This window comes from Pseudomonas sp. D4002 (assembly GCF_013385665.1).
GTDB lineage: Bacteria > Pseudomonadota > Gammaproteobacteria > Pseudomonadales > Pseudomonadaceae > Aquipseudomonas.
Window position 1 is genome coordinate 324 of the sequence record NZ_JACAPN010000033.1, and the last position, 22,357, is coordinate 22,680.

General features: G+C 62.0%; 18 protein-coding genes. 8 read left to right on the forward strand and 10 right to left on the reverse strand.

From position 1 onward, the window contains the following. Nucleotides 1-227: 227 nt before the first annotated feature. The 4 genes from HX824_RS22915 to HX824_RS22930 form a co-directional block, all read right to left on the reverse strand. Nucleotides 228-1,295 (reverse strand): ABC transporter ATP-binding protein, encoded by a 1,068-nt coding sequence (locus HX824_RS22915; protein ID WP_008430152.1) that lies wholly within the window; start codon nt 1,293-1,295, stop codon nt 228-230. Nucleotides 1,296-1,300: 5 nt separating this feature from the next. Then, nucleotides 1,301-2,092: an ABC transporter permease gene (locus HX824_RS22920; protein ID WP_008430153.1), complete on the reverse strand. Its 792-nt coding sequence runs from the start codon at nt 2,090-2,092 to the stop codon at nt 1,301-1,303. Between the two features lie 28 nt (nt 2,093-2,120). Beyond that, on the reverse strand, nt 2,121-3,056 hold the full coding sequence (locus tag HX824_RS22925; protein WP_008430156.1) for an ABC transporter permease: 936 nt from the start codon (nt 3,054-3,056) through the stop codon (nt 2,121-2,123). 109 nt (nt 3,057-3,165) lie between these two features. Beyond that, complete coding sequence (locus HX824_RS22930) at nt 3,166-4,326, reverse strand: PotD/PotF family extracellular solute-binding protein (protein WP_008430158.1); 1,161 nt, start codon at nt 4,324-4,326, stop codon at nt 3,166-3,168. A gap of 757 nt (nt 4,327-5,083) precedes the next feature. Here HX824_RS22930 and HX824_RS22935 point away from each other — a divergent pair. Beyond that, nucleotides 5,084-6,175: a thiamine pyrophosphate-dependent enzyme gene (locus HX824_RS22935; protein ID WP_177055121.1), complete on the forward strand. Its 1,092-nt coding sequence runs from the start codon at nt 5,084-5,086 to the stop codon at nt 6,173-6,175. Here the strand turns inward: HX824_RS22935 and HX824_RS22940 are convergent. Next, nucleotides 6,166-7,032 carry a helix-turn-helix transcriptional regulator gene (locus HX824_RS22940; protein WP_032899479.1) on the reverse strand — a complete coding sequence of 289 codons (867 nt, stop codon included), beginning with the start codon at nt 7,030-7,032 and terminating at the stop codon, nt 6,166-6,168. The two genes, HX824_RS22935 and HX824_RS22940, sit on opposite strands and share 10 nt — an antisense overlap. A gap of 439 nt (nt 7,033-7,471) precedes the next feature. Here HX824_RS22940 and HX824_RS22945 point away from each other — a divergent pair, with 439 nt between their 5' ends. The 5 genes from HX824_RS22945 to HX824_RS22965 all read left to right on the forward strand — a co-directional run bounded on the left by HX824_RS22945 (nt 7,472) and on the right by HX824_RS22965 (nt 13,262). Continuing rightward, nucleotides 7,472-8,638, forward strand: a complete 1,167-nt coding sequence (locus tag HX824_RS22945; protein WP_177040046.1) for a Gfo/Idh/MocA family protein — start codon at nt 7,472-7,474, stop codon at nt 8,636-8,638. Nucleotides 8,639-8,702: 64 nt separating this feature from the next. Further along, complete coding sequence (locus tag HX824_RS22950) at nt 8,703-9,734, forward strand: glycoside hydrolase family 3 N-terminal domain-containing protein (RefSeq protein WP_008436031.1); 1,032 nt, start codon at nt 8,703-8,705, stop codon at nt 9,732-9,734. Beyond that, the gene (locus tag HX824_RS22955; RefSeq protein WP_008436030.1) at nt 9,721-10,761 is read left to right on the forward strand and encodes a glycoside hydrolase family 3 N-terminal domain-containing protein; all 1,041 of its coding nucleotides are present in this window, start codon (nt 9,721-9,723) and stop codon (nt 10,759-10,761) included. Before HX824_RS22950 ends, HX824_RS22955 begins: the two co-directional genes overlap by 14 nt. Next, nucleotides 10,745-11,626, forward strand: coding sequence for a sugar phosphate isomerase/epimerase (locus HX824_RS22960; protein ID WP_008436029.1), 882 nt, complete (start codon nt 10,745-10,747; stop codon nt 11,624-11,626). Before HX824_RS22955 ends, HX824_RS22960 begins: the two co-directional genes overlap by 17 nt. Before the next feature lie 49 nt (nt 11,627-11,675). Then, nucleotides 11,676-13,262: a GMC family oxidoreductase gene (locus HX824_RS22965; RefSeq protein ID WP_177055122.1), complete on the forward strand. Its 1,587-nt coding sequence runs from the start codon at nt 11,676-11,678 to the stop codon at nt 13,260-13,262. Nucleotides 13,263-13,303: 41 nt separating this feature from the next. On the opposite strand, the gene HX824_RS22970 is transcribed toward HX824_RS22965, so the two are convergent. The 5 genes from HX824_RS22970 to xylA form a co-directional block, all read right to left on the reverse strand. Next, entirely contained in the window at nt 13,304-13,483 is a 180-nt protein-coding gene (locus HX824_RS22970) for a hypothetical protein (RefSeq protein ID WP_032899468.1), read from the reverse strand. A 91-nt stretch (nt 13,484-13,574) separates the two neighbouring features. Then, complete coding sequence (locus HX824_RS22975; RefSeq protein ID WP_003219656.1) at nt 13,575-14,711, reverse strand: sugar ABC transporter permease; 1,137 nt, start codon at nt 14,709-14,711, stop codon at nt 13,575-13,577. After that, nucleotides 14,712-16,271 carry a D-xylose ABC transporter ATP-binding protein gene (gene xylG / locus HX824_RS22980; RefSeq protein WP_087693041.1) on the reverse strand — a complete coding sequence of 520 codons (1,560 nt, stop codon included), beginning with the start codon at nt 16,269-16,271 and terminating at the stop codon, nt 14,712-14,714. 68 nt (nt 16,272-16,339) lie between these two features. Then, complete coding sequence (gene xylF / locus HX824_RS22985) at nt 16,340-17,341, reverse strand: D-xylose ABC transporter substrate-binding protein (protein WP_003219660.1); 1,002 nt, start codon at nt 17,339-17,341, stop codon at nt 16,340-16,342. Nucleotides 17,342-17,398: 57 nt separating this feature from the next. Continuing rightward, a complete protein-coding gene (gene xylA, locus HX824_RS22990) occupies nt 17,399-18,715 on the reverse strand; it encodes a xylose isomerase (RefSeq protein ID WP_003219661.1) in 1,317 nt (438 codons plus the stop codon). Nucleotides 18,716-18,868: 153 nt separating this feature from the next. On the opposite strand from xylA, the gene HX824_RS22995 reads away from it, so the two are divergent. Next, nucleotides 18,869-20,080 carry a DNA-binding transcriptional regulator gene (locus HX824_RS22995; protein WP_003219663.1) on the forward strand — a complete coding sequence of 404 codons (1,212 nt, stop codon included), beginning with the start codon at nt 18,869-18,871 and terminating at the stop codon, nt 20,078-20,080. Between the two features lie 54 nt (nt 20,081-20,134). Then, nucleotides 20,135-22,285, forward strand: coding sequence for a phosphocholine-specific phospholipase C (locus HX824_RS23000; protein WP_177055123.1), 2,151 nt, complete (start codon nt 20,135-20,137; stop codon nt 22,283-22,285). Nucleotides 22,286-22,357 lie beyond the last annotated feature (72 nt).

A 22,357-nucleotide genomic window follows, 5' to 3' on the forward strand; every position in this document is an offset into this window, starting at 1 on the left:
GAACGCCGAGCCTAGGCGAGGCAGAGCCCTAATGAGATGGTCAGCCCGGCACGGGCCCCCGGTAAATCTAGACTTACCGGAGGGCCCACTTCCCGCTCAATAAAACCGACCATTACTCTCTTCCCCCCGGGCAAAAAAAACGCCAGACCAGCCTCCCGTGAAAGAGCGCATGATCTAGCGTAAAAATGAACCTCGGCTGCTTCAGCCAGGCCCCATGTTCAACCCCTTCAGACCGGAATCACCACAAAGCTTTCCGGTTTGCAGGTCAACGCCACGTTCGTACCCGGCGGCAGTGCGTGGCTGCCGGGAGTCGGTAGTTGCTGGCATTTGAGATCAAGCGTGCCACCGGCCACCTCCACGCGGTAGATCACCCGATTACCGATAAACGAAGTGTCCTTGACCTTCCCGGCGAACGCACCGTCGGCCAGTGCGGCGCCCAGAGCCGGCTCAAGGCCGATGGTTTCAGGCCGGATCGACACATTCACCGGCCCTGCACCCACGCCGCTTTTAGCCGTATGGGCATAACGCCCAAACGGCAATTCGACCACGCCACCGAGCCCATACGTGCCGTTGACGATATTGGTATCGCCGAAAAACCTGGCGGCAAACAACGTGCGCGGCGACCAATACATCTCCTGCGGCCCGCCGATCTGCTCGATGCCACCCTTGTTCAGCAGTACCACACGGTCCGACAAGATCATCGCTTCGTCCTGGTCGTGAGTCACATACACAAACGTGGTGGAAGTCTCTTCGTGGATGCGCTTGATCTCGTTAAGCATGTGATGGCGAATCTTCAGGTCCAGGGCCGCCAGCGGCTCGTCCAGCAGCAACACCGCCGGGCGATTCACCAGTGCGCGGGCCAGGGCCACACGTTGCGCCTGCCCGCCACTGAGCTCGGAGATCCAGCGGCTCTTGAAGCTTTCCAGTTGCACCAGTTCCAGCGCCTTGTTCACTTCACGCTTGATCTCATCCTTGGGCTTCTTCTTCAAACGCAACCCGAAGGCCACGTTGTCGAACACGTCCAGGTGCGGGAACAGCGCGTACTTCTGGAACACCATATTCACCGGGCGGTGTTCAGGCGCCAGGGCGGTGGAGTCCTTGCCGTCGATCACCACTTTGCCGGTGGTGGGCTCTTCGAAGCCGGCAATGATCCGCATCAGGGTGGTCTTGCCGCAGCCACTGGGGCCGAGCAGTGTCAGGATCTCGTTGCGTTTTACCGTGAGGTCGACTTTGCCCAGGGCAGTGAGGTTGCCGTAGCTCTTGGAAATCCCGGTCAGTTCAATACTGTTGGTCATGGTGATTACTCTGCAGTTTCAGCACGTTCAAGTTCGAGGCGGCGACGACGCAAGGTCATGACCAGGCCGGCAATGGCGATGATGGCTATGGTCACCACCAGCATGAATACCGAGGCGGCATTGATGGTGGGGCTGACGGCGCGGCGCATCATCGAAAGAATCATGAGGGGCAGCGTGGTGTCGCTGCCGGTGACGAACACGGTGATCAGGAATTCATCCATCGACAGCGCCACCGCGAGGATCGCGGCGCCGGCAATGGTTGGCCCGATGATCGGCAGCGTCACCAGCCAGAACGCTTTGAGGGGCGAGGCGCCGAGGTCACGCGCGGCCTCCTCGAACGACAGGTCGAAATACTCCAGCCGTGAGCGCACCGACTCCACGAAGAACGGAAAGGTGAACAGGGTGTGGCCGATGATCACCGTCAGCAGCGAGCGGGGCAGGCCGACCAGTGAGAAGAAAATCACCAGTGCAATCCCCAAAAACAAACCGGGCAAGGCGATGGGGGCGAAGTTCATGAACGCGAACACTGCTTTTACCCGGCCTTTCATGCGCATCAGCGCCAGGGCCGAGAACGTGCCCAGCAGCGTGGTGAGAATCGCCGAACCGGCGGCGACGATCGCACTGTTGGTCAGGGCTGTCATGAAGTCCGAACTGCTGAACAGCGCCTCGTACCAGCGCGTGGAAAAACCCTCGAACGGGAACGACAGCGAGGCGGACGAGTGAAAGCTGAACAGCGCGATAATCGCGATGGGCGCGTAGAGGAACAACATGTAGACGTAAGTGAATAACCGGATCATGGGGAGTTACCTTTTTTATGAGCGGCAGTCAGTCGTGGTAACGCTTGCCGGGTGCCAGGTTGGCTGCGCGCAACACCCCCAGCAGCAACGCGTACACCAGCATGAACACGATCAACAGCAGATAAGCCATCGCCGCACCGAGTGGCCAGTTACCTACCGAGCGGAACTGGTTGGCGATCACCAGCCCGGTGGTCATCGCATCCCGGCCGCCCAGCAGTTGCGGGGTGACGTAGTCGCTGGCGGCCAGCACGAAGGTGAACATGAACGAGCTGACGATGCTCTTGTGGGCCATCGGCATGATCACCCGCCACAGAATGGTGACACCGCCGGCGCCCAGGTCGGCAGCGGCCTCCAGGTAGTCCTTCTTGATGTCCCGCAGGCCCGACACCAGCAGCAACAGGGTGAAGGGCAGCATGATGTGCACCAGGGTCAGCACCACGGCGAACTTGCTGAACACCAGCCACTCCAGCGGCTGGTCGATCAGGCCGAAGTGCAGCAGGGTGGAGTTGATCACGCCGTTGGTGCCCAGGATCGAGCGCCATGCGTAGACCCGTACCAGGTAACTGGAAAACCACGACACCAACGCCAGGTACAACACGGCGTTGGAGCGTGTGCGGTACACGATGTAATAGGCCACCGGCGCACTGATCACGGTGGAGAGCAGGGCGGTCCAGAAGCCGTTTTGCAGGGCGATCCACAGCGAGTCATAAAACCCGCTGGCGCTCAGGGCCTTGGCATAGTTGGCCAGGGTGGCGGCGGGCTCCATGCTGAAGGTCTTGGCGGTCCAGAAACTGGCAATCAGCAACAGTGCCGACGGAACCAGAAAGAACACCACCAGAAACAGCAACGGCGGCGACGCCAGCCAATACCCGCTGAGGGTTCTCTTATCCATCTTCACGTGTTTACCGACCCTTGAATCGCCGTCGTCCAGGGGCATGGACTCGGTGTTGTTGACTACGGTCATGATGAGGTTGCCTTTGCGTTTTTATTCGAGAGTCAGGGCGCGTTGACCCGTGGGGCGCGTGTTGATGAACACCCACCCCACGGTTGCCAGCGCCGGCGTGCCAAGCGCTCTAGAACGAGCCTTTGAAGTTCGCCCACTGATCGATCCATTCCGCATAGGTCACATACTTTTCGGAGCTCAGGGGCGGTTGGCCATAGAGTTTGGATTTCTCGAAGAAGCTGTCGAGGTTCGCGTAGTCAAAGGTGTTTCTCAGGTCCTCGGGCAGCAGCGGCACGGCCTTGGGGTTGACCACGCCGGAGAACATCGTGGTTGCCATCTTGGCCTGGGTATCGGGCTCCAGGGTCTTGTTGATGAACTCCAGGGCCAGGGGAATATCCTTGGCGGTTTTCGGGATGAACAACGCATCGCACCACAGCGCTGCGCCTTCGCTGGGCACCGACAGGGCAGTGGTCACGCCACGCTTGATGGTTTCGCTCGGGGTGTTGGCGGAGGCCGAGAACACCGCGTCCACTTCACCCGATACCAGCAGCGATACCGCGTCACCCGACGAAGCCGCGAACACGCGGCATTGATCACGGTACGGCTTGAGTTTTTCAAAGGCGTCGTTGAATTCGGCGCGGGTCAGGTTGGGGTACTTGTCGCCGTAGCCGGCGATGGTCGCGATCAGCGACCAGTTCGAGGTGCCGTCATCGACAAAGGTCAACTTGCCCTTGAGCTTGGGGTCCAGCAGGTCGGTGTATTGGGTGGGCTTTTTGACGTTCTTGGGGTTGTAGATGATGGTGTTCATCCCCCACAGCAACGGGATGCCCCATTGCTTGCCGTCCCAGTACCAACGGCTGCCCTTGTAGAACAGCGCGAGGGTATTGTCGGCGGAATAGTTGGGGATCTTCGTGGTGTCGATGGCCTTGAGCAGGCCCATTTCCTGATAGATCTTTTCGTAGCCCAAGGCGTACATGGTCAGGTCGAGCTGCACCGGATCGGAGCCTGCCAGCCGGGCGGTGATGTCGTCCTGGTTGCTGGCATAACTGGAGCGCACGGTAACGTTGCGTTGCTTGCGCCAGTCGGCGAGTTCGGCGTCGCCGGTTTCGCCTTCCCAGCCGAGGATTTCCAGGTGCCCGGTGGTGGCGGCAAATGCGCTGGGCACGAACGAGCCGAGGTACAAGCCTGCGGCAGAGGCGGCAGCGCCCAGCAGGAACGAGCGTCGTTTCAAGCTGAGGGAATTGAAGTCAATGCCGGTCAAACCATAACCCGTCTCTATTTCTTTTTTCATTTCGAGTTCCTGCCTGGGTGGTGGGTGCAAATGTTGAGCGACTTGCAAGGCATGGGCCTGGTGTCGATGCCAGGTGCGTCCTTTTGTATGCAGTCAGTTGGATCGGCAGTGTTATGGCCAGCATTGATTCCATGCTGCTGGGGAGGGTGGTAAGGCCTCCACTGTTCCGATTGACTCTTCCTTGGCGGGGCGACGCACGCTTATTCCGGGCTGCAGGGTGTTGCGGGCCTGAAGCGGTGCGCCCAGCGCTTGATAGGCTCGGCTTGTTGTTTTCATGGGTTGAGTATTGAGCGGGGAGGCGGGGGGCTCAATTTCGCAGGGGGGTTAAAAGCGACGCACTCTGACGCATTGGAGTGACCTAAGCGGCGCACGTGGGGGGCCAGGGGTTTCTGGGGGGATCCGTAGCAAGAGCACGGCGGCCTGAAAGCCGACCTGCAGGTTAGAAACCAGAGCAGAAGCAGAGCGGCTTTTCTGTAGGCGCTGGCTTGCCTGCGATGCAGACAACTCGGTACATCAGACACACCTGGGCGATGCCATCGCTGGCAAGTCAGCTCCCACATTTGACCGTGCCCGCTTTAGCTTTTGATTTGGCTTCTAACACTCAAGCCGGCCTGCAGGCCTGTGCTGTAGTGAGCCCCAATATCTGCGTCAATCTGCGTCTCTTTTACCCAAGGTGCGAAATTGAGCCCACCCCGCACCAGGCGAATACTCCAAGCCTGATCCCGGCCCAGACGCCGCGCATTCGCTGGAGTATCGAGTGAAATTCACAGGTGGCCAAATCATCGCCAAGGCACTCAAGGCCAACAGTGTCGACTACGTAGCCGGGCCCCCGGGCGACGGCGCCCGGGCGCTGGTGGAAGCGCTGCTGACCCCAGGCACCGACATCCCCTTTATCCACGTCATCCAGGCCCACAGCGCCGTGCACCTCGCCGACGGCTACTACCGTGCGTGCGGTCGCCCCATGGCCGTCGTACTCACGGGCCCCCTGGGCATCCCCTCAGCCCTGGGAGCCCTCGCCACCGCGCACCAGGACGCCTGCGCGCTGCTGGTTATCAGTAACGCCCAGCCCGAAACGATAGCCGCCAACGTCATGAAAGATCACGCGACGGTTTCGACACTACAACAGCTACCCCAAGCCCTGCGCCAAGCCTTCGACACCATGCTGAGCGCCCATCCCGGCCCTGTCAGCCTGTCCATTGACGACGCCCTCCAAGGCGCCTCCACCAACGCCAGCCTGCCACCCGCCACCCTGCGTGCAGAACCCCAACCCACCCCGCGTAAAATCAGCGTACTGCGCGAAGGCCGCGCCTCATCCTCCGTGCTGGAAAACGACGCCATCCTCGTCTTCGGTAGCGGCCCCACCCAGCCCATGGCCCGCAAGATGTTCCCGGTGCATTACCCCGGCAGGCACTTGTGCGCCGGCAACCCCGCCACCCTCGGCTGGGCCGTCCCGGCGGCTATCGGCGCCAAGCTCGCCATGCCCGCCCGCCAGGTGGTCTGTGCCGTGGGCAGCCGGGATTTCCTGCAGTCGATGCAAGAGATGGCCGTGTGCGTGATGCACAGCATTCCGGTGGTATTCCTGGTCTTCAACAGCAACGGTGACGAAGCCCTGGGCGACGTACAGACGTCGCCCATCGAGCAGCACCGGGCCGGTGAATTCAACCTGCCGGATGGCAAACCCTATGCCCCGGACTTCGCCGGCATCGCCCGAAACTTCGGCCTTGAAGCCTGGCGCGTCGAACACGCGTCACAACTCAGCGCGACCCTCGTCAAAGCCCTCAACAGCAAGGGCCCGTCGCTGGTTGAAATGATGACGGCACGCCAGCCCCTGCAGGTCCCTCAGTCCTGACCGCCCCAGACAATGGTGGCGTTGTCGCCGGTCATGTATTCACGTACGTCTAGCGGGATCGACTGGTCGCTGGGCAACAGCACCGTTGCATTGCGCAAGTGATGCTTGCGGATCTTGCCCTTGTCCACCAGTCCCAGCGCCATGCGCGTGGAGAAGGGCTGGCGGAACGAGGACGACGCCACACCCGTCACCAACCCGTAGAGAAAACGGATCGGCCGACGATGCTGCGGCGTCAGGATCGAGAACGTCATTTCGTTACGTTGCTTGCCTTCGAAATCCACCATGAACAGGCGATCGCCCAGCAGCAGGCAGAACCCGTGGTAGGTGAATGAATACCCGATCTTGCCGCTGCCATCGCGCAGCGGAAAGCGCTCGACGGTGACGTACTGCACCATCGAGTCGGCGCGGTACAGGCAGGTGACCGAACGCAGGATCCGGCCCTTGTAGATCGATGAATTGTGGTAGCGGTAATACACCCCCAGATAGTCTTCGAGCACGTCAGCCGACTGCTTGGCCAGCGGCAGGAAATGATTGAACTGCTCCGAAGCCCGCAAGCCGGTCGGCAGTTCGTTTTCATAGCCTTCATAGAACTTCTTGAACTCGGCGGGCGGGCGGAAGAGGTCTTCGGCTTCCATCATGAAATAGCGGCCGATCTTTTGCAGAATCTTCTGCGACGGCACGTGCTGGCCCACCAGGTACTTGTTGAACTGCTGGCGGTTCACATCAACTTTGCGGCACATGTCGGCCACCGACCGGCAGGACTCCACCAGCGTGCTCAGGTTCTTTTGCACATTGGCCTGCAAGTCGCTGCGCGCCTGCTGTCGCTCGGGGTGGGAGGTGGCGGCGGCTAATGACAGGGGCGATGAGTCCGGGCGGCTGGGCATTATTATCTCGATGTACTTGGCTGGGTTAAGGCGCCAGTTATTAAAGTTATAGCGCGGTGATCGAATAACCTTGGGCATAACCGTAATAACCGTTTAAGCGTTTGAAACTTCCGATCATTACCAAAGCATCTTTCATGCCGTTTATTTAAGTTCAAACATGAAGTTTGAGCATAACTGAATGCGTCAGATTGTAAGCGCTTTTGCTGAAGGTTCGGCGCCAGTGCGTTGTGGTTTTCACGGGTCAATCGTGACGGTGGCGGTCCGCCCAGTAACACATTCGATAGCGACGGGTAACACCCCGTGCTGCGCAGGAGTGCTTCAGTCCGCGTCAGGTATCGCCAAGGGTGCGAAATGGTGGAAACACCGGTCACCCCTGATACTCGGGCCAATGCTTTTTGCGGAGGATTGGGCGATGGCAAGGTTGACCGGCGACATTCCCGGAAAGAGGCGACTCAAGGTCGGCATGGTCGGCGGCGGGCAGGGCGCTTACTTCGCCAGTTACCACCGCGCCGCGATGCGCCTGTGTAATCGCTTCGATATCGTCGCCGGCGCATTCTCTGCCGACGCGGATAAATGCCGCGAGGCGGGCGCAGCGCTCACTATTGAACCCGAACGTATCTACTTGTCGTTCGAGGACATGGCGGCCGCCGAGTCTCGCCGCCCCGACCCGATCGAGGCGGTGGTTATCGTGACGCCCAACCACTTGCACTTCGAACCGTGCCGGTTGTTCCTGGAGGCGGGCATCCCGGTGATCTGCGACAAGCCCCTGGTCAACCACCCTGACGAAGCCCGTGAGTTGGCGAGCCTTGCCGAGCGCCATGGGACATTTTTTGCGCTGACCTACACCTACCAGGGCTACCCGATGGTCAGGGACGCCCGCAGTCGAATCCAGGCCGGCGAGCTGGGTGAGCTGCGCTTCCTGTACGTCGAATACCTGCTGGAGTGGCTGGCCCCCGGCGTGTCCGGCTTGAGCAATAGCCTGGCGTGGCGCGGTGACCCGCAAAAGGCCGGCCCCACCGGCGCGCTGGGAGACGTCGGCACCCACGCCTTCAACCTGTTGGAGTTTCTGTCCGGGCAGCGCTGCACCCAGCTCAACGCCAAGTTGACCAGCGTGGTGCCGGGTTGGGGCCTGGACGATACCTGCGTGGTGCAACTGGAATTCGACGGCGGCGTGGATGGATTGTTGTGGGCCAGTTTCGCCGCGCCCGGGCATCGCAACGGCTTGCGCTTCAAGGTCGTCGGCAGCCTGGCTTCGCTCGAATGGTGCCAGGAGTCACCGGAAACCCTGTTGTTCACGCCCACTGACGGTGCAGACCGCATCTATCGGCGAGGCCAGTCCGACAACAGGCCGCAGACGCTGACGTTCACCAGCTTGCCGGCGGGCAATACCGAAGGTTATCTGGAAGCGCTGGCCGTGCTGTACGCCGACTTCGCCGAGGCCCTGGACGCCGGGGCGCAATGGCGCACAGCGACCAGCGTCCCGTTGCCGGATATTCACGAAGGCGTGCGCGGGGTGTTGTTGTCCCAGGCCAGCCTCGAATCCCACCAGCAGCGGGCCTGGGTGCCTTTCCCGCGGTAATTGATTTCATGCGTGGCACCGCTGCGCATCCAACGACTCACCCAAACGCTGTTGAGGAAAAACAATGTCAAGCGAACTGCATCGCGCCGCGTATTCGGTACTGCTTCCCGCATTCGGGGATTTGCACCTGGACGACAATGTGCGCCGTTACCTGAGCCGTGGTGGTGTGTCCCTGTTGCTTGGGGAAACCCGGGATGAATACGTGGGCCGAGGCATGAGCCCGGCGCGCAAGGCGGGCGAGTCCAAAGCCGATTTCATCAGTATCGTCAAGGAAGCCACGGCGCTGGCGGGCTCTGCGGTGCTGATCGCGGTAGACCAGGAACTCGGCGGAATCGAACGCCTGCACCAACTGGTCCCGGCGGTCGCCACCCGGGCGCAGCTCCAGGACCTCGGCGCCGAGGACCTCGAGCAACGTTGCTTCGAGATGGCCGCCGCGGCCCGCGGGCTGGGCGTGAATCTGTTCCTGGCGCCCATCGTGGACGTGGTCACCGGCGTCAATCCATGGCTGCACAACCGGCACCTGGGCGCGGATCCAGTGGAAGTCAGCCGAGTGTCCTGCGCGTTTATCCGCGGGGTGCAGCGCGCGGGTGTGATCGCCACTGCCAAGCACTTCCCCGGGCACTACATCACCGAGCACGATCCGGCCATTGCCGAAGCCACCGTGCCGGGGCCGCTGGAATTGCTGCATGACAATCTTGAAGTGTTCAAGCAGGTCATCGCCACCGGCGTAAAAGCCGTCATGCCTGGCCCGGCGGTGTTTCCTGCGATTGATGCGCAGCAGTCGGCGTCCACCTCGTCGAAGGTCATCGGCGTACTGCGTGACACCCTGGGCTTCGAAGGCCTGATCATTTCCGATGACCTGGACGCGGTGTCGATACTGCGCGGCAACACCATCCCCGACACCGCCGTAGCCTCCCTGGTGGCCGGTGCGCACCTGTTGCTGGTGTCCAGCGAGTCAGGCCTGGACAGCATCGCCGAGGCGATTGTCGCCGCCGTCCACGAAGGCACCCTGGACCGCCAGGTTCTGTTGGACGCCGCTGCCAAGGTTCGTCAACTGGCAATCGCCACCCAGGAAACCAGCCATGAGCGCGAATGACCGCAAGGCCTACGGCGTACTGTTCCCGGTATTGCTGGACGTGCAGATGACGGATGACGTGCGTCGGTTCCTCGGCAATGGCGGGCGCAGCCTGTTGTTTGGCGAGACGGGAGAGGAATACGTCAGCGGAAAAATGAGCGCCAGCCGCCTGCAAACCGAAACCCTGGACATCTGGCAGCGTTTTACCGGCACGGCCACCGAACTGGGTGGGCCGCTGCTGCTGGCAGCCGATGCCGACATCTCCGCCGTGCACCGCTTGCAAGGGGTGACCCCGGCGCTGCCGGAGCCCGATGTGGCCCGGGCGATGGATTGTGCGGCGCTGGAGCAGGCGTGCTTCAAGGTCGCCACCGCCGCGCGGGCGACCGGGGTCAACCTGCTGCTGTCGCCGACGGCGGATGTGGTCGGCGGCCGTAATGTGTGGCTGGCGGGGCGCACGCTGTCGGGCGATGTCCACCAGACGGCGGCGATGGTCGGTGCGTATGTGCGCGGCGTGCGGCGGGCCGGGATGGCCAGCACCCTGAAGCACTTCCCCGGGCACCCGGTGCTTTTTCAGCAGCCGTCGACTGAAACGGCGGTGGTCAGCGAGTCCATGCAGCAACTGCGAGCCTTCTGGCCCGGGTTTCAGGCCGGGATCGACGCTGGCGCCGATGCGGTGATGATGGGCCCGGCGATATTCGCCGCATGCACACCGCCCACCGCAGCCTCGGTGTCGCCTGAATTGATCGGCGTGTTGCGCCAGGAGTTGGGCTTCAAGGGGCTGGTCATGACCATCGACCTCGATCACCGCTCAACCATCGGCCAGATGTCCCTCGGCGAGGTCGCAGTGGCCGCGCTGAATGCCGGGGCCGACTTATTACTGATTTCCGCAAAGGCTATGCCCCACGTGCCGCAGATCGTTCGGGCGATTGTCGCCGCCGTCGCCGAGGGCCTCTTGCCCCAAGCACGGCTGGACGCCGCGGCGTTGGCCGTTGGTGCCTTGGCTGATCGCTACTCAACCGTAGGAGCGCCATATGGCAACCCAAAATAACGTCCTCGCCCTGCATTCCACCGTTGCGAAACACTCGACCCTGGCGATGGATATCGACATCGCCCGGACGCTGGGTTTTGACGCGCTGGAGATCAACAGCGGCAAGCTGGAGGCGTATCTGCAGGCCGGCTATACCGAGTCAGAGCTTCAAGCACTGCTCAACGACGTGCCTGTCACCGGCATCGGCTACCTGCGGGATATCGAACGCCAGGGTGACGAGCGTGACGACCTGTTCAAAGAAGCCCGGCGGCTATTTGAGCTGGCCAATCTGGTGGGCGCCAAAGGCGTGCAAGTCCTCACCGGTCCGATCAATGTACAGGCGGTGATTGATTTTCAGGCGATCGGCAAGAGCCTGCATTACTCAGGCTTGCTGGGCATGGATCAGGCCGAACAATACGCCCGCACGGCAAGCAACCTGGCGGATTTGGCCGATGTGGCCAGGCAATACGGTCTGCTGCTCTACCTCGAAGCCTTGTCCTGGACGCCACTCAACACCCTGGATCACCAACTGCAGCTGATTGAACGCACCGGGCGCAGCAACGTGAAGATGGTGATCGACTATTGGCATTGCTTTACCAGCGGCGTGACCCCTGCGGACGTCGCCCGGCTCGACAAGGACGTGATCTACGGCGTGCATGTCTGCGACTCACTGGCCTTCGAAGGCGGTATCCCGAATGAGGAAGTGCTGCGCGATGTGCCCACCGGCAGCGGCGTGCTCGACCTGGTCGAGTGGACCGCCGCGGTAAAGGCCACCGGTTACGCCGGGTGGTGGAGTTGTGAGTTGTTCTGCAAAAAACAGCAGCAGCAAAACAGCTACGCCGTCGCCCAACAATTGAAGACGCTGTTAACCGGCCTGGTCGGTTGATAACGCGCGTTTCGACACTGGCTGAATACTAAAAAGATCTGAGGTTGTCATGGTGGATTTCATCGTAATCGGGGGCGGCTCCACGGGCTGCACAGTCGCATCGCGCCTGAGTGAGGATGCGGGAGCGTCGGTGGTGCTGTTCGAGGAAGGCCCGCGGGATCGCAGCCCTTACATCCATATTCCCGGCGCCTACTACAAGACCGCCCAGGGCCCGCTGCTCAAGCGTTATGCGTGGGAGCCGACCGAGGACCAGCACCGCAGCGAAACGCCGACCATGGTCCAGGCCAGCGTGCTCGGGGGCGGCAGCTCGGTGAATGCGATGATTTATATCCGTGGCGTGCCTGCCGACTACGACGGTTGGGCCGAACAGGGCGCCGCCGGGTGGTCGTATAAAGACGTGTTGCCGTACTTCAAAAAGGCCGAGGACAACGAGCGGTTCTGCAATGAGGTGCACGGTGTCGGCGGGCCGCTGGGGGTGTCGGACCCGATCAATATCCACCCCTTGACCAAAGTCTGGCTGCGGGCCTGCCAGCAGTTTGGATTGCCCTATAACGAAGACTTCAACTCAGGCCAGCCCGAGGGCTGCGGGCTGTACCAGATCACCGCCAAAAACGGCTTTCGCAGCAGTGCCGCCGTGGCCTACCTGGCGCCGGCCAAGTCGCGCAAGAACCTGACGGTGAAGACCGGCTGCCGGGTGCTGCGTATCCTGATGCAGGGCAACAAGGCCGTCGGCATCGAATACCTGGATAAGGGCGTGCGCCAGGTGATGCACGCCGACAAGGAAATCATCCTGTCCTGCGGCGCCATCAACTCACCCCGGTTGCTGATGTTGTCGGGGATCGGGCCCGCTGAGCAGCTGGAAAAACACGGGATCAAAGTGGTTCAGGATTTGCCCGGTGTGGGGCAGAACCTGCAGGACCATATCGAAATTTCACTGGTGTATGAGCTGACCGGCCCCCACAGCTATGACAAGTACAAAAAACCCTGGTGGAAGCTTATGGCGGGGTTGCAGTACGCGTTGTTCCGGCAAGGCCCGGCGGCGTCCAACCTGATTGAAGGCGGGGCGTTCTGGTGGGGCGACAAGACGGCGGTGCACCCGGATATCCAGTATTTCATGGTGGTGGGCGCGGGCATCGAGGAGGGCGTGGATTCGGTGCCCGGCGGCAATGGCTGCACGTTGAACCTGGGGCAGATACGGCCAAGGTCCAGGGGCTATGTGGAGCTTTACTCCGCCGACCCGATGTCCCCGCCGCGCATCGTGCCCAACTACTTTTCCGATCCGTACGACATTGAAAGCCTGGTGGACGGTTGCCTGGTGGGCGAACAGATCATGGCCCAGGCGGCCTTCAAACCCTACGTGGCTCGTCGGCATGTACCGGAACCCACCGTGCGCTCGCGCGAAGCGATGAAGCGGTTTTGCCATCAGGAAGCCCACGCCGCACTGCATCCATCCGGCACCTGTCGCATGGGTGTGGATGAGCGGGCGGTGGTGGGGCCGGACCTCAAGGTGCATGGCATCGAAGGGTTGCGGGTGGCCGATGCGTCGATCATGCCGACCCTGATTTCAGGCAATCCCAACTCGGTGTGCATCATGATCGGCGAAAAAGCTGCCGACATGATCCGGACCGCCCGATAGAGTTGCCCGGGCGGTAACACCAGCCTCTTTTTGGGGCAGGCTCAGGCGCCGATCAACCACAGCGCGAAACAGCTGCCGAGGGCCAGCAGCCCAAGGGCGATGCCAAGCTTTGCCTGCAGTTCAAGGGGCATTGCCCTAGGGTCCGGATGTTTGTCCATGGAATCAACGGACTGTACGCGGCCGTTGATCATCTGAGCGGTTGCAAAGAACAAACTGTGCATGGCATGTGCCTCGTGGGTCGTTTCTGCTCAAGTCGAGGCCGATATCGGCCGCCTGCTGGTCAAGAGCAAGCTCCATGCCATTGCCCCAACCTCAGCGACGCCCCGTCCGCGTACTCACATCCACCCACACCGCCAGCACCAGGATGCTGCCCTTGACGATCATCTGCCAGTAGCTGTCCACGTCGAGCATCGACATGCCGTTGTCCAGGCTGCTGATCACCAGTGCGCCGAGCAGGGCGCCGTACACCGTGCCCGAACCGCCGCGCATTGAAGTACCGCCGATAAAGCACGCCGCGATAGCATCCAATTCGCCCATGTTGCCCGCCGAAGGTGAACCCGCCGCCAGGCGCGCGGTGTTGACCAGCCCGGCGAGGGCGCACATCACGCCCATGATCCCGAAGATCCACAGCTTGACCGCCTGCACGTTGATCCCCGACAGGCGCGTGGCTTCCATGTTGCTGCCCACCGAGTAGATGCGCCGGCCAAAGACGGTCTGGCTGGTGACGTAACTGAACACCCCCAGCAGCACCAGCAGAAGCAGCACCGGCACGGGAATACCGTCGTAGCTGTTGAGGGTGTAGACGAAGCCGGCCAGCACGAAACCGATCAACACCACGCGCACGCTGTCGCGCAGCATCGACGGCAGCGCCAAGCCGTGAAGGGCGCGGTTGTGGCGTTGGCGCCAGGTCAGGAATATCGCCAGCCCGAACAGCAACACGCCGAGAATCACCCCGACCACCGTCGGCAGGTAACCCTGGCCGATGTACACCAGTTGTGGCGAAACCGGTGCAATCGTGGTGCCGCCGGTAATGCCCAGCAGCACCCCGCGAAACGCGAGCATGCCGCCCAGGCCGACGATGAAGGAGGGGATGCGCAGGTACGCGGTCATGTAGCCGTTGCCCAGGCCAATCAGCAAGCCACAGAGGGCGACGATGGCCAGGTTCAGCGGCAGGGGAATGTGATAAACCACATCCAGGATCGCCGCGACGCCGCCAAGCAAACCGAGCATCGAGCCCACCGACAGGTCGATCTCGCCGCTGATGATCACCAGCACCATGCCGCAGGCCAGGATGCCGGTAATGGACATCTGCCGCAGCAGGTTCGACAGGTTGCGCGGGGTCAGGAAACCGCCTTCGGTCTGCCAGCTGAAAAACACCCAGATCAGCACCACGGCGATCAACAGGGCGAGCATTTTGTAGCGGGTGAAGAGCTGTTTGACCTGGTTCATTTACGCGGACTTCCGATCATTATTATTGTCATGCCCGTTCGGTTGGCTGAGGGCGGCGGCGAGCACCTGTTCCTGGGTCAGGCCCTGGTTGATGAAGTCGCCGCGCAACTGGCCCTCGCCGATCACCAGCACCCGGTCGGAGACCCCCAGCACCTCGGCCAGCTCCGAAGACACCATGATGATCGACACGCCTTCGGCCGCCAGCGCGCCCATCAATTTGTAGATCTCATATTTGGCGCCCACGTCCACGCCACGGGTCGGTTCGTCGAGGATCAGCACCCGAGGTTTGGTCAGGAGCATCTTGGCCAATACGGCCTTCTGCTGGTTGCCGCCGGACAGGCTGGTGATCGGCAGGAACGGGTTCGCCGTCTTCAGGTGCATGCGCTTGATTTCCTGCTCGACGCTGCCCAGTTCCGCCTCGGCATCGATGCGCGTCAGGTGCGAGAAACGGTCCAGCACCGCCAGGGTGATGTTTTGCCCAACGCCCAGGTCCGGGACGATGCCCTGGCGCTTGCGGTCTTCCGGGACCATGCACAGCCCGGCGCGAATCGACTTCAGCGGCGTGCGTGTATCAATGGGCTTGCCATCCAGCCACACCTCGCCTTGGTAGCGCCCGGGGTAGCTGCCGAACAGCGCCGACACCAGTTCCGTGCGGCCGGCGCCCACCAGCCCGGCGATGCCGAGGATTTCGCCACGGCGCAGGCTGAACGAAACATTGTCCACCCGCTTGCGGCTCGGGTTATCGACGTCGTAGCAGGTGATGTTGCGCGCCTCGAACAGCACCTCGCCGACCGCATGGGGTTCGGTGGGGTAGAGGTTGCTCATCTCACGGCCGACCATCTGCGTGATGATGCGCGATACGTCCATCTCGGCCATGGCCGTGGTCGCGATGTGTTTACCGTCGCGGATCACCGCGATGGTGTCGCAGATGGCCGAGACCTCATCGAGCTTGTGGGAGATGTACACGCAGGCGACGCCCTTGGCCTTGAGCCCACGGATGATGTCCAGCAGCACCTCGATTTCCGAGCGGGTCAGCGCCGAGGAGGGTTCGTCGAGGATCAGCAGGCGCGCCTGCTTGTTCAGGGCCTTGGCGATTTCCACCAGTTGCTGGTAGCCGCCGCCGTATTGCGAAACGGGCAGGGCGACGTTCATGTCCGGCACTTTCAGCTCGCGCATCAGGGCTTCGGCACGGTGCATCATGGCGGGGTAGTTCATGCGCCCGCCGGGCAGTGTCAGCTCGTGGCCCATGAAGATGTTTTCGGCCACCGAGAGGTCGGGTACCAGGGTCAGTTCCTGATGGATGATCACGATGCCGCAGGCTTCGGTTTCGGCGATGGAGTGGGCGCGCAACGGCTGGCCGTCCCAAAGGATTTCGCCGTCCCAGGTGCCATGGGGATACACCGCCGACAGCACTTTCATCAGGGTCGATTTGCCGGCGCCGTTCTCGCCGCACAACCCTACGCATTCCCCGGGTTTTACCTTGATGTCGATGCCATTCAGGGCTTTGACGCCACCGAAGGTCTTGACGATGTTGTTCATTTCCAGCAGGTAGTCGGACATGGCGGGCACTCATTCCACAGCGAAAAGGCAGGAGCGGCCTCAAACCGCCCCTGCAGTGAGCCGTACGCTTACTGCCCGGCGATTTGCGCTTTGGTGTAGAACCCGTCTTCTTCCAGCACGTTGACGTTGTCCTTGGTCAACGCGGTCGGCTTGAGCAGGATGCTCGACACCTGTTTGCTGCCGTTGTCGTACTGCGAGTTGTAGGCCGGTTTCTCGTCACGCACCAGTTGCACCGAGAGCTTGGCCGCCTCGGACGCCAGCAGCTTCAGGGGCTTGTAGACGGTCATGGTCTGGGTGCCGGCGATCACGCGCTTGATCGCGGCCAGGTCGGCATCCTGGCCCGAGACCGGCACCTTGCCCGCGAGTTTTTGTGCTGCCAGGGCCTGGATCGCGCCGCCGGCGGTGGCGTCGTTGGAGGCGACGATGCCGTCGATCTTGTTGCTGTTGGCGGTCAGGGCGTTTTCGACAATGCTCAGGGCTTCGGTGGGGTTCCATTCCTTGACCCATTGCTGGCCGACAATCTTGATGTCGCCCTTGTCGATCGAAGGCTGCAGCACCTTCATCTGGCCCTGGCGCAGGATCTTCGCGTTGTTGTCGGTAGGTGCGCCGCCCAGCAGGAAGTAATTGCCTTTAGGCTGCGCGTTCAACACGCCCTGGGCCTGCATCTCGCCGACCTTTTCGTTATCGAAGGAGATGTAGGCGTCGATATCGGCATTCAAAATCAGCCGGTCGTAGGACAGTACTTTCACCCCGGCTTTCTTGGCCTCGGCCACCACGTTGTTCAGCACCGTGGCATTGAACGGCACGATCACAATCACGTCGACGCCCCGGGAGATCAGGTTTTCAATCTGCGAGATCTGCCGCTGTTCGTTGGCGTCCGCCGACTGCACATAGACCTTGGCCCCCAGTTGTTCGGCGGCGGCGGTGAAATAATCGCGGTCGCGGGCCCAGCGTTCAAGGCGCAGGTCGTCGATGGAAAAGCCGATTTTCGGATGGGCCGCGTCGGCCATGACCGAATTGGAAAGCAGTGCCAGAACGCTGGTGAGCAAGACAGTTTTCAGGTGTTTCATGATGGTGAGTCCCTTTTATTGTTGTTTAGACGCACTGCTGGACCTGGAGCGTAGCGGTCATGGGTAGATAAAGCGATTCACTACGCCTTCGAGCATCTCCTGGCGGCCACTCACAGCTTGTGGGTTCAGTTGGTGGCTGAAGGCATGCTCGGCCAGCGACGCCAGGCTGAAGTCGCCGCCAAGCACGGCACGCCCGAAGGATTGGTCCCAGCCGGCATAACGCTGGGCCTTGAACTGTTCGAGGGCGTCGTTCTGCACCATGGCGGCGGCACGTTCCAGGGACAGCGCCAGCACGTCCATTGCGGCCACGTGGCCATGGAACAGGTCCACTTCGTCGAGGCTTTGGCGGCGTACCTTGGAGTCGAAGTTGTAGCCACCTCCCTTGAAGCCACCGGCCTTGAGTACCTCGTAGGTGACCAGGGTCAGCTCCTCGACGCTGTTGGGGAACTGGTCGGTGTCCCAGCCGTTCTGCGGGTCGCCACGGTTGGCGTCGATGCTGCCGAAAATCCCCAGGGACGCGGCGGTGGCGATCTCATGGTGAAAACTGTGGCCGGCGAGGGTGGCGTGGTTGGCCTCGATGTTGACCTTGATCTCTTTCTCCAGGCCGAACTGATGCAGGAAGCCAAACACGGTGGCGCTGTCGTAGTCGTATTGGTGCTTGGTGGGCTCCTGTGGCTTGGGCTCGATAAACAGCTCGCCGGTGAAGCCGATCTTGTATTTGTGCTCGACCACCATGCGCATGAACCGCCCGAGTTGCTCGCGCTCGCGCTTGAGGTCGGTATTGAGCAGGGTCTCGTAGCCTTCGCGGCCGCCCCACAACACATAGCTGGAGCCCTTGAGACGGTGGGTGGCATTCATCGCGCTGAACACCTGGGCCGCCGCATAGGCAAACACTTCCGGGTTCGGGTTACTGGCGGCGCCGGCGGCAAAGCGCGGGTTGCTGAAGCAGTTGGCAGTGCCCCACAGCAGCCGGATACCGGTCTGTTCCTGATGGCCTTCGAGCTGGTCGACCATTCGCGCAAAGTTGTCGCGGTACTCCGCCAGGCTTGCGCCTTCGGGAGCCACGTCGGTGTCGTGGAAGCTGTAGTAGTCGATGCCCAGCTTGGAGAAAAACTCGAACGCCGCTTCGGCCTTGCCGCGTGCCACTTGCAGGGCTTCCCCCGGTTGCTGCCAGGGCCGCTGGAAGGTGCCGGAGCCGAACATGTCACTGCCGGGCCAGACGAAGTTGTGCCAGTAACACGCGGCCATCCGCAGGTGCTCGCGCATCGGTTTGCCGAGGATCAGCTTGTTTGCATCGTAGTGCCGGAAGGCCAGGGGAGAGTCGCTATCGGGGCCTTCATAGAGGATTTTTTCGACCGCAGGAAAGTAGGGCATCGCCAGATCCTTGTTGTTATGAGTGCACGTTAACCTTGCCTCGATACTAGCAACGGCCCCCGGCCAACCGATTATGAAAATCACCAGAGCGGGGTTCGATTTTGAGTGGTTTTACGCGCATAGTGGCTCGACATATCGCATGGAGCCGCCCCTGTGAAAACTGTCCCGCCTGTGCACCGGATTGCCCTGCTGTTCAATGGCAACAAGATCTACGATCGCGGCATCATCACCGGGATCGGCAACTACCTGAGCAGTACGCGGGTGTCGTGGGATCTGTTCCTGGAAGAGGACTTCGTCTGCCGGCTCAAGGGTATCGAGCGCTGGCATGGCGACGGGATCATTGCCGACTTCGACGACCCGGCGATGGGCCCCGCGTTGGCGGGTGTGCATGTGCCGGTGGTGGCGGTGGGCGGGTCTTATGAGGATGAGCGGGCTTACCCACGGCATACTCCGTACGTGGCCACTGACAATTTTGCTTTGATCAAGCTGGCCTATGAACACCTGATCGAAGCCGGGCTGACGCGCTTTGCCTGTTTCAGCCTGCCTGAAGCCGATATCAACCGTTGGGCCCAGGAGCGCGAAAAAGCCTTCCGCCGCCTGCTGGAGCGCGATGGCTTGCCGGTGGAGGTGTATCGCGGGCTCGGCACCAGCGCGCCGCTGTGGGACTCGGCGGTGGAGCAACAAATTGCCTGGTTGCACAGCCTGCCCAAACCCATCGGCATCATCGCGGTCAGCGACGCCCGTGCCCGCCAGTTGCTGCAGGCCTGCCTCACCGCCGGCATCCCGGTACCGGAGCAGGTGGCACTGATCGGCATCGACAACGACCCCTTGACCCGCACCCTGACCCGCGTGCCGCTGAGCTCGGTGATCCAGGGCACTGAAAAAATGGGCCGCACCGCCGCGCGCCTGCTGCACCAGATGCTGCACGGCATGCCTTCGGCAGGCAGCCAGATCCTGGTGCCGCCGGAAGCGGTCAACGTGCAGACCTCAAGCCTGCACCAACCCCTCGGCCATCCCTACGTGATGCAAGCGCTGCATTTCATTCGCCAGTACGCCTGCCAGGGCATCAAGACCGCCCAGGTCGCCAACTACGTCGGCGTGTCGCGGTCGTCCCTGGAAGCGCATTTTCGCAGCGAACTGAACCGCAGCGTCCACGATGAAATCCTGCGCTTCAAACTCGCGGCTGCGGTTTCCAGCCTGGAAAATACCAGGGCCGCGATTGCGGATATTGCCTATGACTGCGGGTTCAAATCCGCCCAGTACCTGCACACGGTGTTCAAGCGCGAGTTCGGGTGTACGCCGAGGGAGTATCAGGTGGGGCAGGTCGAGCGCGATTCGAGCGATGTCATTTCTTTGTCGCCTTGAGTCCCTATTTTGTCCTGAGCTTCGCTCCAGAACTTCAAGGGATTGAATCGTCTTATGCCGACTCTTACACGCAGAACGTTGTTGCAAGCAGCTGCCATCGGATCCGCCTACACCCTGTTGCCCGACTCCATTCGCCAGGCCCTGGCGATCCCCGCCAACAACCGCACCGGCACCCTGATGGACGTCGAACATGTGGTGATCCTGATGCAGGAAAACCGCTCCTTCGATCACTACTTCGGCACCTTGCCGGGTGTGCGCGGGTTCAGTGACCGCTTCACCATTCCACTGCCGGGCGGGCACCGGGTGTGGGAGCAGCAGGGCGTTGGGCGGCGGATCCTGCCCTATCACCTGGACAGCTCCCGTGGCAACGCGCAGCGGGTCAGCGGCACGCCGCATTCCTGGGTCGACGAGCACGCCGCCTGGAGCAGCGGCCGGATGAACGCCTGGCCAACGTTCAAGACACCCACCTCAATGGGTTACTACCGTGAGCAGGAAGTGCCGTTCCAGTTCGCCCTGGCCAACACCTTTACCCTGTGCGACGCCTACCACTGTTCGGTACACGCAGGTACCAATCCCAATCGGCTGTTCCACTGGACCGGCACCAACGGCCCGACCGGTGCGAATGTGGCGGCGGTGGTCAACGAATGGGACGGCCCCGGCGCGGTGGGCGTGGGCTACACCTGGAAAACCTATCCCGAGCGCCTGGAAGAAGCGGGTGTGAGCTGGAAGGTTTACCAGTACCTGCCGGATAACTTTGGCGACAACCCCTTGGCCGGGTTTCGCCAGTTTCGTGCGGCCAGCGTCGCGGCCGGCAACCCCGCCGTGCCACCGAAAGACTTCAAGGATTTTGTGCCCTACAGCGATCAACTGAACGCCCGCGTGCCGTTGTACAAAGGCAATGGCAACACCCTGCCGGCGGTCAGCGGCAGCGACCTGGAATCGATCATCCAGGGCTTTCGCAAGGACGTGAACGACGGGCGCCTGCCACAGGTGAGTTGGCTGGTGGCGCCGGCCGATTACTCCGAACACCCCGGGCCTTCCAGCCCGGTGCAAGGCGGCTGGTTCACCCAGGAAATCCTCAAGGCACTGACCGCCAACCCGGACGTGTGGAGCAAGACCGTGCTGCTGGTCAACTACGATGAAAACGACGGTTTCTTCGACCACGTGCCGTCGCCGTCAGCCCCGTCCAAGCGCCTGGATGGCAGCTTTGCCGGCAAGTCCACGGTGAAGTTCGACAGCGAGATCTTCACCCACCCGGCACCGCCCGGCTCTAGCCAGCAACCCGCGCCGGACGGCGGGGTGTACGGCCCCGGGCCGCGAGTGCCGATGCTGGTGCTGTCGCCGTGGAGCCGTGGTGGCTGGGTCAATTCCCAGGCGTTTGATCACACCTCCGTGCTGCAATTTCTGGAGAAGCGTTTCCACGTGCGCGAACCCAATATCAGCGCCTGGCGCCGGGCGGTGTGCGGCGACCTCACCTCGGCCTTCAACTTCGTCAACCCCAACACCGAGACCCTGCCGCCGCTGCACACTATCAGCCGCCAGGCCGCCGACTCCCTGCGTCAACGCCAGGAGCAACTGCCCCAGGTCGCCCTGCCGACGGTGGGCCAGCAACAGGCGCCGTTCCAGGCGCGAATGGCGCGGCCATCCCGGGCGCTGCCGTACCAGTTGAACGTTGAAGGCTCGGTTGACCGTCGCGCCAGTTCGGTGAGCCTGGACTTCTTCAACAATGGCGAACAGGGCGTGGTCTTCCACGTCTACGACCGCCTGCATCTGGACGAGGTACCGCGCCGGTACACGGTGGAAGCCGGCAAGCACCTCAGTGACACCTGGCAAGTCGCGGGCGCCTACAAGCTCTGGCTGTTGGGGCCGAATGGGTTCCACCGTTCGTTCAAGGGGCACCTGCAGCGTCGCGAGCCGGAGTTATCCCTGGCGTATCACGGTGACACCTTGCTGCTGACCCTGGTCAACCCCGGCAAGCGTGCGGCCTCAATCACCATCGAGCGTTGCCCTTACACCAGGCAGGGGCCGTGGCTGCTCGAGATTGCGGGCGGCGGTCGTGTGCAGCGCACATTCTCCTGCCAGCCCAATGGAGGCTGGTATGACTTCAAGCTACGTGACGAGCATGGTTGGGGGCGGCGGGTGGCGGGGCGGATCGAGACGGGGGCGCATAGCATCAGTGATCCGTTGATGGGCAAGCGTGTGTGAAAGGCTGTTGATCTGCGGGGTGATTTCGTGGGCTTTTTCCCTGTTTTGTGTAGGAGCAGGGCTTTCTCCCCA

Excerpts from the sequence above, each read along its gene's own strand:
- HX824_RS22915 (WP_008430152.1), bottom strand. The coding sequence starts at position 1,295 with ATGACCAACAGTATTGAACTGACCGGGATTTCCAAGAGCTACGGCAAC.
- HX824_RS22920 (WP_008430153.1), bottom strand. The coding sequence starts at position 2,092 with ATGATCCGGTTATTCACTTACGTCTACATGTTGTTCCTCTACGCGCCC.
- HX824_RS22925 (WP_008430156.1), bottom strand. The coding sequence starts at position 3,056 with ATGACCGTAGTCAACAACACCGAGTCCATGCCCCTGGACGACGGCGAT.
- HX824_RS22930 (WP_008430158.1), bottom strand. The coding sequence starts at position 4,326 with ATGAAAAAAGAAATAGAGACGGGTTATGGTTTGACCGGCATTGACTTC.
- HX824_RS22945 (WP_177040046.1), top strand. The coding sequence starts at position 7,472 with ATGGCAAGGTTGACCGGCGACATTCCCGGAAAGAGGCGACTCAAGGTC.
- HX824_RS22950 (WP_008436031.1), top strand. The coding sequence starts at position 8,703 with ATGTCAAGCGAACTGCATCGCGCCGCGTATTCGGTACTGCTTCCCGCA.
- HX824_RS22955 (WP_008436030.1), top strand. The coding sequence starts at position 9,721 with ATGAGCGCGAATGACCGCAAGGCCTACGGCGTACTGTTCCCGGTATTG.
- HX824_RS22960 (WP_008436029.1), top strand. The coding sequence starts at position 10,745 with ATGGCAACCCAAAATAACGTCCTCGCCCTGCATTCCACCGTTGCGAAA.
- HX824_RS22965 (WP_177055122.1), top strand. The coding sequence starts at position 11,676 with ATGGTGGATTTCATCGTAATCGGGGGCGGCTCCACGGGCTGCACAGTC.
- HX824_RS22970 (WP_032899468.1), bottom strand. The coding sequence starts at position 13,483 with ATGCACAGTTTGTTCTTTGCAACCGCTCAGATGATCAACGGCCGCGTA.
- HX824_RS22975 (WP_003219656.1), bottom strand. The coding sequence starts at position 14,711 with ATGAACCAGGTCAAACAGCTCTTCACCCGCTACAAAATGCTCGCCCTG.
- xylG (WP_087693041.1), bottom strand. The coding sequence starts at position 16,271 with ATGTCCGACTACCTGCTGGAAATGAACAACATCGTCAAGACCTTCGGT.
- xylF (WP_003219660.1), bottom strand. The coding sequence starts at position 17,341 with ATGAAACACCTGAAAACTGTCTTGCTCACCAGCGTTCTGGCACTGCTT.
- xylA (WP_003219661.1), bottom strand. The coding sequence starts at position 18,715 with ATGCCCTACTTTCCTGCGGTCGAAAAAATCCTCTATGAAGGCCCCGAT.
- HX824_RS23000 (WP_177055123.1), top strand. The coding sequence starts at position 20,135 with ATGCCGACTCTTACACGCAGAACGTTGTTGCAAGCAGCTGCCATCGGA.